Source organism: Bacillus cereus group sp. Sample62 (assembly GCF_036851315.1).
GTDB classification, from domain to species: Bacteria; Bacillota; Bacilli; order Bacillales; family Bacillaceae_G; genus Bacillus_A; species Bacillus_A wiedmannii.
On record NZ_JAFLPK010000001.1, the window covers coordinates 196,596 to 213,782 of the forward strand.

Here is a 17,187-nt window from a genome sequence, read left to right on the forward strand (position 1 = left end):
ATTATTTCCCCTTAGCTTTATTGTTTGTTGCTTCTACTGCTTTTTGAATTGCCTCTGAAAAATTATATTCATATAAAGTTTTGAGACCTTCAGCTGTGGAACCACCTGGTGTTGTTACTTGTTCGCGGAGGTTAGCTGGATCTTGTGTTTGTTCAAGCATAGAAGCAGAGCCGGAAATCATTTGAATGACAAGGTGTTTTGCGGTTGCTTCATCGACTCCATAACTTTTGGTTGCTTCAATTAAGCTTTCAGCAAAGTAATAAAGGAAAGCAGGTGCACTTCCAGTAACTGCGGTAAGCTGATGAACTTCTTCTTCAGTGCAAAGTTGCGAAGTACCAATGCCTCTTAAAAGCAGTTGTAGGGTTTCTTGATGCATCTCGTTTACTGATCGTCCCATTGTATATAAGGAGATAGACTTTCCAATTTCAGCAGCTGTATTTGGCATAATCCAAGCGACAGGTGTTCCTCCGGGAAGTCTTTCTTCTAAATAAGATGGGCCAATGCCAGCAGCTACCGTTACGACAAGTTGATTCGATAGTAACGGAGATAATTCTGCTAATAATTCTTCATGTGCAGAAGGTGGCATTGCTAAAACAATCGTATCAACAGATGTAACATGCTGCTTCCAATCTGTTGCAGTAGACACATTATATTGCGCTCGTAATTGTTCTAACTTTTCTACGTTGCTGCGGTTAGAAACGATAATTTCTTCGATGTATTCTTTGCTTGTTTTAAGTAATCCGGAAAATATAGCTTCTGCCATACGACCAGCACCAATAAATAGAATTCGATGTTTAGTTAGCATATCCTTTATTCCTTTCTAGTGAAGATATGTTATAAAAAACGATACCATCTTTAAGAGAATTTTGTAAAAAGAAAAGACTTGTAGTGAAAAGAATGAAATGTGAGAGAGGAGAGGTGATACAAATAAGGCTATAAAGATTATTATATTTAAAAAATAGTTGTAATAAAAAATCCCTGAAGCAGCTAAGCTTCAGGGATTGATAGATTATAAGTTTATGCTTTTGTCATACCTAACAATACAGCGCCGCCGATAATTAAAACACTACCTAGTGCAATAAAGATCAATTGACGTTTTGTTTTCTTTTCACCTAAGAAGACAATCGCACCGAATGTTGAGATAACGATTCCAGTTTGAGATAATGGGAAGCTTGTTGCTACTCCGACACGTGGTAATGAAAGAAGTAAGAATAAGTTTCCAGTTCCCCATAGTAAACCAGATAAAGCATTACGGATTGCATATTTGTTAAATGGTTTATGTTTAGATGTCAATACAACCGCACCAACAAACATACCAACTGCTTGTGGTAAAATAGCAGACCAACCATCGATATTATACCAACGAATAATAATTACATATACAAGGTAACCGAAAGTAGAAACAATTAAAGTAAGAAGTCCTTTTTTCAATTGTCCTGGTGGCTGTGCATTTTCTTTGTCATCTAGTGATGTGAATACAACACCAACTACGATTAATAGGATTGCAATCGTTCCCAGAACAATCGTTGTTGTAGTAGTCCACTCACGGAAAGCGATAACCCCAAAGATAGAAGTTGCAACAAGTTGCATACCAGTAGAAATCGTTACAGTAGTTGAAACACCTAGTTTTTCAACTGTTTTTAATTGGTTTACTTGTCCTAAAGCCCAGAATAAACCTGAAATAAAACCAACAATCAAGACTGTCATTGTTAAAGCTGGTTGAGTAAATACATACATAATTGTTGCGAAGAATAGAGCACCGATTGTCATACCTACCGTTTGGCTATATGCACCACCGCCCATTTTTACGCTTACTAATAAGATGTTTCCCCATGCAATCGCAGGAAGAAGCGCTAATAAAATGTCCATTACAAGACTCCCTTCGGTTTTCTATACCAATATAATTACATATCGTTCTAACGATCGGTAATGCCCCACTACTAGAGTAGAAGATTACCGATCGCTAAAACAGGATGAAGAATTCACGATATAAATGCGTTTTCATTTCTTCATTTTTTGAAACACCTCCATATAATAACAGGAAATTGCCTATTTTAGAAAGTGAATTCAAATAAAATGTATATTTTAATAAAATTTAAAATTCAGTTATTTCCCGATGGTATATTTTATTTCCTAAGAAATAAAGAAGCAGCTTCAACAAAAGCTGCTTTAAGAGTTAGTAATTCTTTTATTAATAAGCTGAATACATAGCAGAAATAGGAGTGACATACTAATAGTGATAACTACAAGTGTCCAGGCGAGTTGCATATTACTTGCATCAATCGCCATGTAAATTGCAGTTGGGATTGTCTGTGTTTTACCAGGAATGTTCCCAGCAAACATGAGTGTAGCACCAAACTCACCGAGCGCACGAACAAAGCTCAAAATCATTCCGCTTAGTAAGGCGGGAAATGCAAGCGGAAGTGTAACGTGCAGAAAAACTTGATATTCACTTGCACCAAGGTCACGAGCGCTTTCTTCAATTTGTACATTGGCGATAGAAAATCCTGTTTTTGCTGATTGGTACATGAGCGGAAATGCAACAACTGTAGAAGCGATGATAGCAGCAGTAGATGTGAACATAATGGACTGCTGAAATATTGATTCTATCCACGTTCCAATGGGACTATTATTTCCAAAAATGATAATGAGAAAAAATCCGATTACAGTTGGCGGAAGTACCATTGGTAATAAGAAAATAGTTTCTAATATTATTTTATATCTCCATGAGGAGCGTGCTAACGCTCGTCCAATAATCGTCCCTAAAATTGTAACGATAATGGTGGCGCATGCAGCTACTCGTATAGATAGAAAGATTGGTGAAAAAATAGCATCAAAGCTCATGGCAATTATGATAGGACTGTAAATCCATATTTCTTAAAGATAGATTGTGCATCTTTTGACTGCAAATACTCATAAAATGAAGTCGCCTCTTTCTTGTGCTTAGATTCTTTTATAACACCTAAAGGATAGTGAATTGGCTCATGAGAAGTAGCTGCTGCTGTCTCACCAATCTTTACTTTGTTTGAAATAAGAGCATCTGTTTTGTATACAATACCAGCATCGACATTACCTGTTTCTACATATGTTAACACTTGGCGAACATCTTTTGTAAATACGATTTTATTTTGAATGTCATTCCATAGATTTTCATGCGTGAGAGAAGCCTTTGCGTATTTTCCAGCAGGTACTGATTCAGGTGTGCCAAGTGCGATTTTCTTAATTTTTTCATCTTTTAAATCTTGAATTTTTGTAAGAGAACCATCTTTTGGGACAACTAGAACGAGTTCATTTCCAAGAAGATTTTTCCCTTCTTTTTCATTAATGAATCCTTTTTTAACAAGGGTTTGGAATTTATCTTCGGCTGCTGAGAAGAATAAATCAGCAGGCGCACCTTGTTCAATTTGTTGTTGAAGTGCACCAGAAGCACCGAAGTTAAAAGAAAGTTTAATATTAGGTTCTTTTTCTTTATATTTTGTTTCAATTTCTTTTAGTGCATCTTGTAAGCTTGCAGCAGCTGATATAGTAAGTTCTACTGCTTTTCCTTCTTTAGCAGTTGATTTCTCTTTCTTTTCGCCGCTTGTACATGCAGCACTAAATATAAGAAGAAAAGAAAGTATAAGTGCTCCGATGGATCGTAATGTAAACTTGTTCATAAAAAAATCCCCTTTCATTTTGATATATTCAATTATGACTAATTATAACTAATTATAACTAGTTATAACTAGCTATAATTGAATATAATTTGAACGATGTAGTTGTTTTTAAATATAGGAGAAATATTCTTTTCTTTGTTACAATGAAGGAAGAAAGTGAGGAATCGTCTATGGATCATCATTCCTACACAACGGAAGAAGTAGCGAAGCGATTAAAAGTATCAAAATTAACTGTATACGATCTAATTAAAAAAGGAGAACTGCCTTCTTATAGAATTGGTAGACAGATGCGCATTGATGCAACGGATTTAGAACAATATATAAAGCAAATGAAAACCGGGAAGGTACAAGCTGTTCCTGTAAAGAATGACAGTAATATTATCTCGAATACATGTATTATTAGCGGACAAGAACTAACGTTAGATATGTTGGCAAAACGTATAGAAAATCGCTTGCCAAGTTCAAATATATTAAGGGCATATCAAGGTAGTTTAACGAGTTTAGTAAAAATGTATCAAGGAGAAGGAAGTATCGTTAGTCTGCATTTGTTTGATGGAGAAACAGGTACATATAATGTTCCGTATGTAAAACGTATTTTAGTTGGACAACCATGTACGATGATTAATTTATTAGCAAGAAACGTTGGGTTTTATGTGCAAAAGGGAAATCCAAAAAATATAAAAACATGGGCTGATTTATCTCAATCATCTATAAGATTTGTAAATCGAGAAAAAGGTTCTGGCATTAGGGTGTTAGTGGATGAACAATTGCGCATTCAAAAATTAAATAAAGAGCGTATTAGTGGATATGAATGGGAAGAGTCGAATCATCTTGGTGTTGCCACGCAAGTCGCAAATGGAAAAGCTGACGTAGGAGTAGGTTCAGAAAAGTTTTCACAGATTGTAAATGTAGACTTTATTCCAATCATGAAAGAACAGTATGATTTAGTGATTTTGAAGAATAAAGAAAATGAAGAGCTGATCGAAGTCGTGAAAGGTATTCTGCAATCGGAAGAATATCATAATGAATTAAAAGCGATTGGCGGATACGATATGACGAAAACAGGTCAAATTATATATGAAATAAACTAAAAAGCTGCTTGTCTATATATAAAGGGGTTTGGGGAAACAAAGTATTAAACAAGACTTTGAGCAAGTGTATAAATGAAGGTCGTAAGAAGAGTAGCTCCACTTGCAAGTCCGATAAAGTCTGATTTGTTGAAAGTAATGTTGTTCATTATAATCTCTCCTTATTTGTTTAATGTAGTTGCAACGGCTTTTGCATCGACAAGTGCGGATAGCACCATGCCCATTATATTTAAAAATTTGTTTGATTTCATTTTGTTCATCATGCGTATCCGCTCCTTTTCGAATTGTCGTTGCCCTGCTTTATGTCTTAATTATAGGAAATATGATCGGTTACAACTATCGAATTAGCTTACGTAAGACTTACACTTTTGTAAGAAAAAAAGACATTCGTGTAAGAATGCCCGTTAAAGCATATTGATATGATGATGCTCTTCAATTGTTTTTAAAAAGCTGCGCATTGAATTCGTCATGTAGCTATCTTTACGGCGTATGAAAACCGTTGAAATACTACCGTATTTTTCAGGAATGGCATGACAATGTACCTTACCCGCTTTAGAAAGATGGTGGACAGCAGACTGTGGTACGAGTGTAATTCCAAGGCCGAGTGCAACACTGTTTAATATTGTCTCTAATATATTAAATTCCATAATTCTTTTTGGGAGCAGGCCTTCATCTTTAAGCCATCGTTCTAGTTTGGAACGGTATCCACATCCTTGGTTAAAAACGAGTAGGGGCGTTGTTGTAAATTCTTCTATATGAAAAGCTTTATTTTGTGTTACAAGCATTAATTTTTCTGTACTAACATCGTATTGTTCAATTAGTGGATGTTTAATAGGTCCTGATATAAAGGCGCCATCTAATTGATGATCAAGTACTTCTCTAATCAATTCTTCTGTTAAACCCGCTTGTAATGATAAATCGACATTCGGATAGCTTTTATAGTAAGAAGATAAAATGGTAGGTAATGTACTTACTGTTTCGACTGTGCCAATTTTTAATATACCAGACGGTGTTTCACTATCTAAAAATACTTGTTTTAGCTCGTCAACATCTTGCAAAATTTTATTAACATAAACGAGCATTTTTCTTCCTTCAGCTGTTAAAGTCATGCCTCGTTTATGACGATAAAAGAGCGGTGTTTTTAGTTCGTTTTCTAGTTGTTTAATACGTGCAGTTACATTTGATTGTACGTAGTTTAATTCCTTTGCTGCACCGCTTACACTACCGCGGTCGGCAACGCTTTGGAAGATTTGTAAGTCTCTTAATTCCATAATGTGATCCTCCTTGATGTTAACTATCATTATAAGTGATAGTTAACATCATTTTGAATCATTTTACGTGATATATTTTTTCTTTTACAATTCTCTTTGTGCAAATAGAAAGAAGCGGGGGAATTGTGTTGAGAAAAGGTCAAATGATAATAGGGGCTTTAGCATGTTTAATTGCAAGTATGTCATGGGGGGCAATGTTTCCGGTTGCTGATCATGCGCTAGAATACATAGATCCATTTTATTTTTCGCTCATTCGCTATGGAGCGGTGGCGATCGTACTTATTGTATTGTTGTTAATGAAAGAAGGAAAACAGGCATTTCGTTTAGAGGGAAGAGGAAAGTTACTCGTCTTTTTCGGAACGATGGCGTTTACTGTATATAATGTACTTATATTTTTAGGGCAAATGTTAATGGGGAAATCAGGCGTGATGGTTGCTTCTATTATGGAAGCACTGATGCCGATGATTTCTATTTGTATTCTATGGGGATATAAGCATGTAAAACCGAAAAAGTATATGATAACGAGCATGATAATTGCTTTTTTAGGAGCTGTATTCGTTATTACGAAAGGTGATATGAGTTTCTTTTTAACATTGAAAGATAACATGTTTTCACTAGCGTGTATATTTGTTGGAGTTGTAGGTTGGGTTATTTATACGATGGGTGGTCAAACGTGTAGCGATTGGTCAACATTACGTTATTCTACGTTGACGTGTGTATTTGGTACGACTGTCACAGGGATTATAACTGTAATCATTACATCGTTTGGATACGTATCAGTTCCGAGTATGGGAACGATTTCTATCGTGAAATATGATTTATTGTTTATGATGACATTACCGGGAATCGTAGCATTACTAGCTTGGAACTATGGTGTGAAAATTTTATCGTCCATTAATGGGATTTTATTTATTAATTTTGTACCAATCACGACTTTAATTATTATGATGATGCAAGGATATCAAATAACGATGTTTGATATTGTAGGAACTTTACTTGTTATTGCAGCACTTATTCGCAATAACGTTTGTCAGAGAAAAGAAGAAAATATAAACAAGCGAATTTTACAAGAAGAGCAATTACGTCAAGCTGTTTAATAGGCAATTGGAGGATTTCACATGTTAGAAAGTTTATTGTTTTTCTTCGCCGTCGGAGTTGCCTGCGAGCTTGCAGCAATTAACCGAAATGGTCGTAAAAAGATAAAACAACAAGCTGAGCTGATACAGCTTTTAAAAGAATTGAAAGAAAGAAAAATGTAAAAAGCCGACCGGGCATAGACGGTCGTCTTTTTCTATATAAAGGGGAAAGGGGACACAAAATTATACAAGCGTAGCAGAGTGAATCAAAGCAGTAAGAAGAAGGGAGCCGCTAGCTAATCCTAAAAGATCTAATTTGTTAAAAGTGATGTTATTCATAATGCATTCTCCTTACTTGTTTAATGTAGAAGCAACAGATTTTGCATCGATTAGAGCGGAAAATACCATGCCCACTGTATCTAAAAAATTGTTTGATTTCAGTTTGTTCATCATATGAATCCGCTCCTTTTCGAATAGTTGTTGTCCTGTTTCTGACTTAATTGTATGAAATATTGAGGAGAGTCACTATCGAATTAGCTTACAGGAAAATTACACTTTTGTAAGAAAAACGAATGAAGGTGTAATGATGAGAAAGTTTGACATATGTTCGTGGAATTCATTAAGTTAAAAGTAGAGGTGAGTGTATGGCCAATATTAAAGATATTGCAAAGATGGCGGGAGTTTCAGTTACAACTGTTTCGAGAGTGTTGAATGATCACCCATATGTAAGTGAAGAAAAAAGGAAAGCGGTTATGGAGATAGTTGAAAAGTTGAATTACTCACAAAACGCAAATGCTGTTCATTTATCAAAAGGGAAAACGAATATTGTTGGTGTAATTTTACCGTATATTAATCATCCGTGTTTTGATGCGATGGTGGGCGGGATGATGGAGGTGGCGTTAGCTCATAATTACAGAGTGCTACTTTGCCAAACGAATTATAATAAAAAAGAAGAAATGAAAAGTTTACATATGTTAAAAACAAAACAATTGGATGGCCTTATTATTTGTTCTCGTGCGAATGATTGGGAAACGATAGAGCCGTATGCTTCCTATGGGACAATCGTTGCTTGTGAAGATAATGATATTTCAAATATCTCAAGTGTATATACGAATCATTCGGCAGCTTTTCAATTAGGAATGGATTATTTGATTGAGAAAAGTTATAAAAAAATTGGTTATTGTACGGGAAGGAAATTAGGTCCGAGTAGTCAAAAACGTTTTGATGTTTATAAACAGCAATTGCAATCTATAGATGAAGAAGTGAATGAAGAATGGATTTTCACAGAATGTTTTACATTAGAAGATGGTGTGAAAGTGGCTCATAAATTAAAGGGGATGCAGCATCTTCCTGAAGCATTAATAGTAGCAGGAGATGAAGTTGCGATTGGGGTTATGACAGAAGCTGAAAAATTAGGTATTCAAGTTCCTGAGGATTTGGCGATTATTGGCTTTGATAATCAACCTATTTCCCAAGTGTTACAACTTACAACCATCGATCAAAATTTAAAGGAAATAGGAAAAAAGGCCTTTGAAATGTTTTACAGGCAAATACGTGATGAAAGTTCTAAACAAGAAAAGGTGGAAATTCCATATGAACTTGTGGAACGCTCTACCGTTTAGCTTCAATCCGTTATGTGTAAATCACATAACGGATTGTTTTTTTGAAATATCTTTGACAGGAAACGCGTTTCATACTTTATAAAGGAGTTACACCGGTCTGTAATAATCCATGGATTCTTTTCAAGAATAGTATTTGGAGGGATATGCATGAATGAACTTTTATTGAGTATGAAAAAGTATATAGAAGATGATGAAAAGGTTTTGGCTTTTGTCGTAGGGATATTTGAGAAGGATAATTTTACGCTATCGTATCAACATGGAATTTTTGCTGCTACTACTAGACGTCTTCTCTTTTACGGGAAATTTCCATACTATCCTGCAACATTTAAAGATTATTCATATTTGCATATAGATAGCATAGATTTTCGTCCGTATTTCGAATGTACTTGTAATCGTGAAACCGTTCGAGCTAAGTATATTCAGAAGGGGAATGTGGAGCGATTTGTCCGCACAGTTAGAGCGAATATGAATAATTAATCACCCCTTTGTTTAAACATAATATCCCGATCTTTAAGAGTAAAAATGCGCAATAAAAACAACTTCTAAACCTCTAGGAGATAGTGATACAATGTCAAATGGGGGGAGGTATGAACTATGGTTAATCAACGTATAAAGGAAATAACACTAATTACAATTGGTTCATTATTATTCGCAATTGGTATTAATTACTTTGCAATTCCAAACCGTTTATCAGAGGGTGGAATTATTGGTGTAACGGTTGTTACGTACTATTTATTTGATTGGTCGCCGGGGATTGTGAACTTTGCTATAAATGCAGTCTTACTAGCTATTGGTTATAAATTTTTTGATAAAAAAACGATGGTTTATACAATTTTAGGGATTGTAGAAACATCCTTGTTTTTATATGTTACGGAACATATTGAGTATCATGTAAATAGTGATACGTTATTAGCGGCTCTATTCGCTGGCTTATTTGTCGGTGTCGGATTAGGCTGTATGTTCAAAGCTGGAGGTACATCAGGAGGATCGGCAATTTTAGCTCAGTTAGCAAATCAATATTTAGGGTGGAGCGTTGGGAAAGGCGTACTTATTATTGATATTGTTGTAATTGCTGGTTCAGTATTTATCATAGGACAAGAAAAAGCAATGTACACACTTGTTGCAGTGTTTATCGGAGCGAAAGTGATTGATTTCATTGTAGAAGGAATGGATACAAAAACAGCTGTTACAATCATCTCAAATCAACCAGATTTAATACGTGAAACTATTACGAAAAACATGACACGCGGTGTCACTGTATTAGAAGGACGCGGCGGATATACTGGTAAAAATAAAGAAGTGTTATATGTTGTTATAAACAAACAAGAGCTTGTTAAGTTAAAGCAGGTTATTAGCCGAGTAGATGAAGATGCTTTCGTTGTTATTCACGATGTACGTGATGTACTTGGTGGTGGCTTTAAAGCGAGCTAAAAGGTGAACGAGTAAATTCGTTCACCTTTTTTAATTCTTACAAAAATGTAAGTGTAATGTAATGAGATTCAATAGTAGATTTTATTCCTTCTTTTTAAAATGGATGTATATATATCCTGCAGAGGAGGAAGATTGATTATGAAGAAAAAAATGATCACTACTATAATAGCGATGATAGTGATAGTAGTAATGTTACTGCCTACGAAACTTGGACCAGTTATCGATAAATATAATCCACTTTATAAGACGAAAGAATACTATACGGTCGTGAATACAATTGGCCAGCATATTGGTGATGAGTGGTATGAATATGAATTTATTGCATTTGATGAACGTGGAAGAGAACAAAAAATAAAGAAGACTGTTAAGCATATGTTAAAGAGAGATGAAGCGTTAAAAGTGTATGCAAAAGGACGCTACGGCGAGGCGATTGAAGAAATTGAAGCTGTAAATATTCCTATTAATGCGAAGAGTAAACTTTTAACGATGAGATAGCGGATTATACCCCCACCTATTTTTTGTCGAAAATAAAAATACTAGGTAGGGGTATTTTGGGGTTCATAAAAGAGCCTTAGTCCATATGGACTAAGGCTCTTTTTATTATATAAAGGGGAAGGGGGGTACATTGTAGTAGCATAAGTGAAAGGTATAAGAAGAGTAGCTACTAGCAATATAATTTGGTTATGTGAGTGTTCTTCTTATTTGGCTTGCTTTCTAACTTTATTGTACGAGATGTAGGTAAGAGAAACTATCGAATTACATTACACATAGCTTACAAACATGTAAGTCTTCTGTAATGTAATTCGATGGTTAAAAGATAGTGAATTTCATATAGTGTAATTAGAAAGTTTCACTGTATTACTTTCTGTTTGTAATATTAATGAAGAATGAAAACCAACTACTTTTTAATAGCCCTCATCTTTATTTGGATGAGGCTCTTTTTATAAACCTTACAACATTGTAAGGTTTACGTAAGTTAATTCGATAGTAAATTTGTCATATTTTTTGCATAATAGATACAAATAGATAAAATAATTAGGGATATAGTAAGAAGGGAGAAAACTGGGATGCGTAAAGAAGAAGTAGTGAAGTTTCCAATTAAAGATTTCTGTAGCTACTTTACTGTTGCCGTAGTATGTATTGGATTATTTGATATCATAACAAACTTAATTGTTAAATAACATAGATGATAAAACAAGAAGGGAGATCCTTTCTTGTTTTTTTTATGGGGGAATAAAGATGAAATGGATTGATAGTCATATACATGTTGACCAATATAAGGATGAAGAAAAAAGTAGATTACTTAAAGATGTGGAACATAGTAAAGAGATACAGGGGCTTATCGCGGTATCTATGAATTATCAATCATGTAAAGAAACTTTATCTTTAGCAAAGCGATATCCTTTTGTACATCCAGCAATAGGTTTTCATCCGGAGCAACCAATTCATAAAGAAGAATGTGAGCAAATTTATAAATTAATTGAAGAGCATGTAGAGGACATAGTTGCGATTGGTGAAGTAGGCTTGCCATATTATTTAAGAAAAGAAGATGAGCATATTGCTATAGATTCGTATATATCAGTGTTACAACGGTTTGTTGAACTAGCTAGTAAATATGATTTACCAATTATATTGCATGCAGTGTATGAAGATGCTGATATTGTATGTGATTTACTGGAGAAATATAAGGTTTCACGTGCACACTTTCATTGGTTTAAAGGAAGTGAAACAACAATGAAAAGGATGATGAGGAACGGTTATTATATTTCTATCACACCAGATGTTTTACATAAGGAGAAAATTAGAAAAATTGTTTCGTATTATCCACTTGAATATATGATGGTAGAAACAGATGGACCGTGGGAATTTCACGAGGATGTTATGACTCATCCGAGAATGATTCGAGAGGTATTAAAGGAAATTAGTGTTATAAAAAACGTATCTGTTGATAAGGTTGCGAAAACGATATATGAAAATACGATTCAATTTTACCCCGCATTAACGAGCAGTAAGACTCCCACCTCAAAATTCGACTAATGCGGAGGAGTTAGGTGGGAGATCAACTGCCCGTAAAAGCCCGATTGGTTCAACTAATAATCAGTGGGGGATGGACAAAACCCCCACTGATTAAAGTTTCACTTTATTTGAAAGGATAGGAGAGTTACTCTTATCCTTTTTATTATGGATATTTTTTCTAATATTTTCTATAATTTATGATGTGTTTAATTTGATGAAGGAAGTAGGGAAGAAAATGGGGAGAGCATATAAAAAAATAGCTATTACAATGATGGTCGGTGCACTTTCACTTGTAGCGTTTGGGTGTGAGGCAGAAAAAAAGGTTATAAATCCAAACACAACACAGGAAAAGAAGGAAGAACAAATTGATCCAGTAGTTGAAAAACAGATGAAAGAAAATGAGAAAAATGGGAATACGGTTGGAAACAGTTCTAATAAAGGGAAGATGGTAGAGAGTAATGGATGGGTTTACTATGCGGTAAATAGTGATAAAAATACAGGAGGCATTTATCGTACGAAAGATCAATTTCAGACTTCGGAACGTGTAGTGGAAGGTGTAAATGCTTCTTACATAAATATAAAAAACAAAGCTTTATATTTTATTCATACGGATGAAGATAAGAATGCGGGATTATCTTCTTTAATGAAGTATGATATATCTAACAAAAAGCTAGACACGTTAAAAGCGGATACAAATTATGTTTATATAAAAGATCAAACTTTATTTTATCCGAAAACATATTCTGAGCATGGTGGTTTTGATATTGTAGGGATAGTAAAAATGGATTTGAAAACGGGGCAGGAAGAAGAAGCGGCATTTAAAAACTCAGGTTGGTCTCAAACGATAGACGATAGTATTCTACATTGGAATAAAAATCGTGGAACACAATTGACAAAAGCTAATAAAACTTGGTCAAAAGAAAATTATGCAACAATATCTAGTGCTACTTATAATAATGAAAAATTATATGCTGTGGTCGACTTTTCGTTACCTTTTGAAACAAATGAAGCTGAGCATGGCATATATGAAATAGACATTCAACAAAATAACGAAAAGTTATTGGTAAAGGATGCTTTGCAGATGAATGTGAAAGGGGATACTTTTTATTATTTAAAAAAGGATGGAGTATATAAGAAGAAAATGAATGGTGGAAATGAAAAGGTAATTTATAATAAAGCGGTTGAGCCAACTAAATCCTATTTATATTTTGTAGCAGGAGATATGTATCTTTATACGGTTAATGGAACTATTTTAAATCTAGATACAAAGAAATCAAATGAAGAAAAAGATAAGAAATTAGCAGATGATGTTATGTTACAGAAAGTATGGAATGCACAGAAGGAACTTACTAATGTTCAAATGGCTGCACTAACAGGAAATCCAAAACGAGTAGGGGATTTTTCATACGGGGAATTAGTGAATCCTATTTATAATACGAAGGATACTTTAGAGACTACGCTATCTACGTACTTCTCAAAACCATTTATAGCAGAGTATATGAAGAGTAAGTATATTAAAGAGTTAAATGGAAAAATGCACTATGCTGTTGGAGATCCAGGATCAAAAGCAGCAACTAAATTTACAAAAATTATTTCTGCCGAGTTAAAGGATGGAAAAATAAAAGCGCAGGTAGAAACGTATAATGACTATGATAATGTAACGGAAAAAGTAGAAGTTGAATTTATTTATGAAAATAATCAATGGGTTATTAATAATATGCCGCGTTTTGGTTTAAGTTAAAAAAACCACCAAGCATTTTGCTTGGTGGTTTTATTTTAGGATTCTAATTTTTTCGCACGTCTTAATAACAATAGAAAGACAATGATGAAGAAACCAAGTATAAGGAAGAATCCATATTGTTTTACATAATCCATTACGTCGCTTGCGCTCGTTGGTTTTTCAACGTGAATGCCGTCTTTATTAGTAGTAATATGAATATCTTGCATTTTCACTTCATTTGTTTCTTTTTGTAAATCAATCCATTCTATATTTGGGATGCTCTCTAGATCCTTTAATACTTCTTTTAATGGTTTCACACCTAAGTAAGGATGATAGAATGCACCAATAACTCCATCGGATAATTTAGCAACAGATACAGCACGTTCTTTCATCTTTGCAATAGCATGTGGCTTATCTTCTTCAATAAAGCCAACTGTTTCAGGCATTAATTTCATCCCGTGTAAAAATGATGGGGTACTTGTATAAAATGGTGAGTGCATCGATTTCCAAGTTGTATCACTTAACTGTAGTTGTCCTACATAAGTTGAAAAGTACCTTGATAATATTTCATATCCTTTTTGAGACATCGTGTAATGAGGTGCTTCAAATGCGACAGGATATAGTTTGGCACCTACAAGTTCTTGAATACCTTTTTCAATATGATCAGTCGTATACTTTTCTTCAAACTCTTCCCCTTTTTTTACATATGCATTATATGCTTCGACATTAGGGAAGTCATCTTTTGTTTTTGGTTTTTCATGCTTCGATTGACGAATTGGTTGATCTGTTTTTACGTCCCAAAATTCAAAACCTTCCCCAGTTTCACTATCATAAAATTGATGCGTATAACCATGCATAATAATTGCTGCACCATCATCTTGCATAGAGCGTAAAAGATCGACTAGTTCGGGTTTATCTTTTAAATGCAGTGTTTTACCTGTATTAGGATCTGTATATACAGGAATAACAGTGATCATGTAAGGAATCTTTTTCTCTTTTAGTAATTCAGCAATTTCTTTTAATTGATTTATATCTGCGGCCGGATGAACGTCCTCAAGACGCAAATAAGCCTCTACTTTATTTGTCGTTGGCGTTTGTCCAAAGTAAGAAAATAACATTTCACCAACGTAATGAGACATCCAGTCAAAGAGGTGTGGCGTTGCCACGTAATAAGATGTTTCATGCTGAACGATTAGTGGGTTCTTGCTATTTGAACTTACAGCGTTAGCAAGAACAGTTCCGTTTGTATCAAAAGATTGAATCAATCGCTCTTCTTCTAAAGTGTTTTTAAGCTTATGACTTGGATATTCGATTTTATTAACTCGTATATCATCAGCCTTTAGGGTAATGAAAGAAAAGCGATTAGATAATTGTTCAACATTTTGTCCTAAAACTAATACTGGGCCTGAGAAATTTTCTAGAAGTTGCTTTGTTTCAATAGGAAATTCTTCTTTTTGTTCACCGATATAAACAATATGTGTATAAGAAGATGAATTAGTAATTTCATTAGCTTTTTTCAAACTTTTCGTAGTTATATCGTTTGTAAAATGTCCTAATTGGGTATTAAGGATTTGAATATTATTTGTAATTTGATCGTCTTTTGTACTGTATAAAACAAGTACTTTTGGTTTCGATGATGTTTGTGCAGAGGTGTGGATAGGGATAAGTAGTAAAATGCTGAACAAGAGTATTATGCACTTTTTCATTTGGTCTGCTCCTATTCTATATGTAGAGTTCAATTTACAATTATATACAATAAATACGTTATAGTCTATGAAAGTTACATTTTTGCACGTATTTACCAGCCGTTTTTTCATAAAATCGGTCTAAAGCATGATGATAATATATATAGTTATTTGCTATGATAAAAGGGTAAGAGAATGATAGAATGTGGGTAATTGTAAAGGGAAGAAGGCTGAAAGGGGACAAATTTCAGCGGAGAAAGAGGTAGTGGTAGTGAAGAAATTCTTTGTAGGATTTTTAGTTGTTCTTGGGGTGTACTTATATTTCCAAGGAAAGTCTGAAGGAATGGGCAAGTTAGTGAATGAGACAAGCTATGTTGACTCAGAAGAAGCAAAACAGGTGAAACAAATTATTATAGAGGAAGCAAAGAAAGTCAATCTTCCAGAATGGATACCTCTTACAATTGCCGAACATGAAAGTCGGTTAAATCCAAGAAGTGTTGGAGATAACGGAACTTCATTCGGATTGTTTCAATTGCACCGTGGCGGTGGGCTTGCACCAGAGCATTTAACTGATGAAGAGTTGAAAGATCCGCGCGCAAATGCGCAAATTGCAATGCCGCATTTAATGAAAGGATATAAGCGCGGGGTGCAAAAAGGTTTGACGGATTTTGCATTACTAAAATATGTAGCAAATACATCTGGATGGCCAGGTAATCTGGGTCCAGAGTGGACGGATAATAACATGAAGTATAACATCGGATTAGAAGATGTGTACTATCGAAATAAAGGTGTAATCAAAGAGTAGGTTTTCTATACCTACTCTGTTTTTTTATGAATAATTGCATCTTTTTCGCTCGTGAAGTACGCCGCTAGTTGTATTTTTACCTCTTCTAGTTTTGTAGAAACTTGCGGTATTTTATATCCTACATACAATGGTGAAACGACGAACCTAGGAACAACTTTACAAATGATTTTTCCGTTTAAGTAATAGAAGAATAAGTTATAACTACTACATCCTTTATGGAAATCTTTCAGTATGTAACGTACAGTTTGCTGAATATAATTTGCCAGTTCATCTATGTATCCAATATCTGCAATAATGATATTAAATTCAGTAAAACCGATAATAGGACGATCTGAAATATTGAGTTCAATGCGTTCGTTTTTTTGTACAATGACTCCTCGGAAGTTGTCCGGTTCTACGTTACCGAGATAGTCTACATATTTCATTCCGATAATCTGCATGTGTGCATGATGCAAACTCCCGCCTGAGAATGGACCGTGATTTTTGTATAAAATCACAGATGTGAATTCTTCATTCTTCTGTAAGTTTAACCAATGTTGAATGGAGAAACGAATTAGCGATCGCATATGCTCTTCTGTATATGTCGCAATATGGTCTTCACAATTATCTGTTTCGATTAGCACCGTTTGAAATGTATCTTTTAATGTAGGGAATTTGTTTTTTAACCAAATAATTGAGCCCTCAGTTGCTAAAATATCCGTTAAGTTTTCTCTGTCACAAAAAGGACATGCAGCGCTTCTATTCCGAATGCTTTCTGGTTTTTGTTTGCCAATATCGTTTAAAAAGAATAGTTGTTGTGTATCCATTTGTATATATG

Annotated in this window: 19 protein-coding genes; 10 read left to right on the plus strand and 9 right to left on the minus strand. The window is 34.5% G+C overall.

What is annotated here, in order from left to right; translation table 11 throughout:
• Position 1 precedes the first annotated feature (1 nt).
• The 4 genes from proC to modA form a co-directional block, all read right to left on the minus strand.
• A complete protein-coding gene (gene proC, locus J0835_RS01125; protein ID WP_087979161.1) occupies positions 2 to 805 on the minus strand; it encodes a pyrroline-5-carboxylate reductase in 804 nt (267 codons plus the stop codon).
• Positions 806 to 1,017: 212 nt separating this feature from the next.
• On the minus strand, positions 1,018 to 1,869 hold the full coding sequence (locus J0835_RS01130; protein ID WP_000353549.1) for a GRP family sugar transporter: 852 nt from the start codon (positions 1,867 to 1,869) through the stop codon (positions 1,018 to 1,020).
• A 300-nt stretch (positions 1,870 to 2,169) separates the two neighbouring features.
• Positions 2,170 to 2,844, minus strand: coding sequence for a molybdate ABC transporter permease subunit (modB, locus tag J0835_RS01135; protein WP_087979162.1), 675 nt, complete (start codon positions 2,842 to 2,844; stop codon positions 2,170 to 2,172).
• A gap of 5 nt (positions 2,845 to 2,849) precedes the next feature.
• Complete coding sequence (gene modA / locus J0835_RS01140; RefSeq protein ID WP_087979163.1) at positions 2,850 to 3,656, minus strand: molybdate ABC transporter substrate-binding protein; 807 nt, start codon at positions 3,654 to 3,656, stop codon at positions 2,850 to 2,852.
• Between the two features lie 143 nt (positions 3,657 to 3,799).
• Here modA and J0835_RS01145 point away from each other — a divergent pair, with 143 nt between their 5' ends.
• A complete protein-coding gene (locus tag J0835_RS01145) occupies positions 3,800 to 4,747 on the plus strand; it encodes a helix-turn-helix transcriptional regulator (RefSeq protein WP_087979164.1) in 948 nt (315 codons plus the stop codon).
• A 44-nt stretch (positions 4,748 to 4,791) separates the two neighbouring features.
• On the opposite strand, the gene J0835_RS01150 is transcribed toward J0835_RS01145, so the two are convergent.
• Both J0835_RS01150 and J0835_RS01155 read right to left on the minus strand, forming a co-directional pair.
• Entirely contained in the window at positions 4,792 to 4,893 is a 102-nt protein-coding gene (locus tag J0835_RS01150; RefSeq protein ID WP_087979165.1) for a DUF3948 family protein, read from the minus strand.
• A 255-nt stretch (positions 4,894 to 5,148) separates the two neighbouring features.
• A complete protein-coding gene (locus J0835_RS01155; RefSeq protein ID WP_087979166.1) occupies positions 5,149 to 6,015 on the minus strand; it encodes a LysR family transcriptional regulator in 867 nt (288 codons plus the stop codon).
• 128 nt (positions 6,016 to 6,143) lie between these two features.
• Between J0835_RS01155 and J0835_RS01160 the strand changes: the two genes are divergently transcribed.
• Entirely contained in the window at positions 6,144 to 7,112 is a 969-nt protein-coding gene (locus tag J0835_RS01160; RefSeq protein WP_140386638.1) for a DMT family transporter, read from the plus strand.
• Positions 7,113 to 7,133: 21 nt separating this feature from the next.
• A complete protein-coding gene (locus J0835_RS01165; RefSeq protein ID WP_000894064.1) occupies positions 7,134 to 7,274 on the plus strand; it encodes a YrzO family protein in 141 nt (46 codons plus the stop codon).
• A 60-nt stretch (positions 7,275 to 7,334) separates the two neighbouring features.
• Here the strand turns inward: J0835_RS01165 and J0835_RS01170 are convergent, their stop codons facing one another.
• Entirely contained in the window at positions 7,335 to 7,430 is a 96-nt protein-coding gene (locus J0835_RS01170) for a DUF3948 family protein (protein WP_087979167.1), read from the minus strand.
• A gap of 305 nt (positions 7,431 to 7,735) precedes the next feature.
• Between J0835_RS01170 and J0835_RS01175 the strand changes: the two genes are divergently transcribed.
• The 6 genes from J0835_RS01175 (at position 7,736) to J0835_RS01200 (ending at position 13,901) form a co-directional block, all read left to right on the plus strand.
• Positions 7,736 to 8,713 (plus strand): LacI family DNA-binding transcriptional regulator, encoded by a 978-nt coding sequence (locus J0835_RS01175; protein WP_001273921.1) that lies wholly within the window; start codon positions 7,736 to 7,738, stop codon positions 8,711 to 8,713.
• Positions 8,714 to 8,860: 147 nt separating this feature from the next.
• Positions 8,861 to 9,190, plus strand: coding sequence for a PH domain-containing protein (locus tag J0835_RS01180; protein ID WP_087979171.1), 330 nt, complete (start codon positions 8,861 to 8,863; stop codon positions 9,188 to 9,190).
• Between the two features lie 117 nt (positions 9,191 to 9,307).
• Complete coding sequence (locus J0835_RS01185) at positions 9,308 to 10,144, plus strand: YitT family protein (RefSeq protein WP_076542557.1); 837 nt, start codon at positions 9,308 to 9,310, stop codon at positions 10,142 to 10,144.
• A gap of 138 nt (positions 10,145 to 10,282) precedes the next feature.
• Positions 10,283 to 10,639: a YxeA family protein gene (locus tag J0835_RS01190; protein ID WP_048563001.1), complete on the plus strand. Its 357-nt coding sequence runs from the start codon at positions 10,283 to 10,285 to the stop codon at positions 10,637 to 10,639.
• A gap of 744 nt (positions 10,640 to 11,383) precedes the next feature.
• Positions 11,384 to 12,181, plus strand: a complete 798-nt coding sequence (locus J0835_RS01195) for a TatD family hydrolase (protein WP_087979172.1) — start codon at positions 11,384 to 11,386, stop codon at positions 12,179 to 12,181.
• 214 nt (positions 12,182 to 12,395) lie between these two features.
• A complete protein-coding gene (locus J0835_RS01200) occupies positions 12,396 to 13,901 on the plus strand; it encodes a DL-endopeptidase inhibitor IseA family protein (RefSeq protein WP_140386639.1) in 1,506 nt (501 codons plus the stop codon).
• A 35-nt stretch (positions 13,902 to 13,936) separates the two neighbouring features.
• Here the strand turns inward: J0835_RS01200 and J0835_RS01205 are convergent, their stop codons facing one another.
• Positions 13,937 to 15,586: a DUF2334 domain-containing protein gene (locus tag J0835_RS01205; protein WP_087979174.1), complete on the minus strand. Its 1,650-nt coding sequence runs from the start codon at positions 15,584 to 15,586 to the stop codon at positions 13,937 to 13,939.
• Between the two features lie 250 nt (positions 15,587 to 15,836).
• Between J0835_RS01205 and J0835_RS01210 the strand changes: the two genes are divergently transcribed.
• Positions 15,837 to 16,370, plus strand: coding sequence for a transglycosylase SLT domain-containing protein (locus tag J0835_RS01210; protein WP_087979182.1), 534 nt, complete (start codon positions 15,837 to 15,839; stop codon positions 16,368 to 16,370).
• Positions 16,371 to 16,381: 11 nt separating this feature from the next.
• Here the strand turns inward: J0835_RS01210 and J0835_RS01215 are convergent, their stop codons facing one another.
• Positions 16,382 to 17,176: a DUF4931 domain-containing protein gene (locus tag J0835_RS01215; RefSeq protein WP_087979175.1), complete on the minus strand. Its 795-nt coding sequence runs from the start codon at positions 17,174 to 17,176 to the stop codon at positions 16,382 to 16,384.
• Positions 17,177 to 17,187 lie beyond the last annotated feature (11 nt).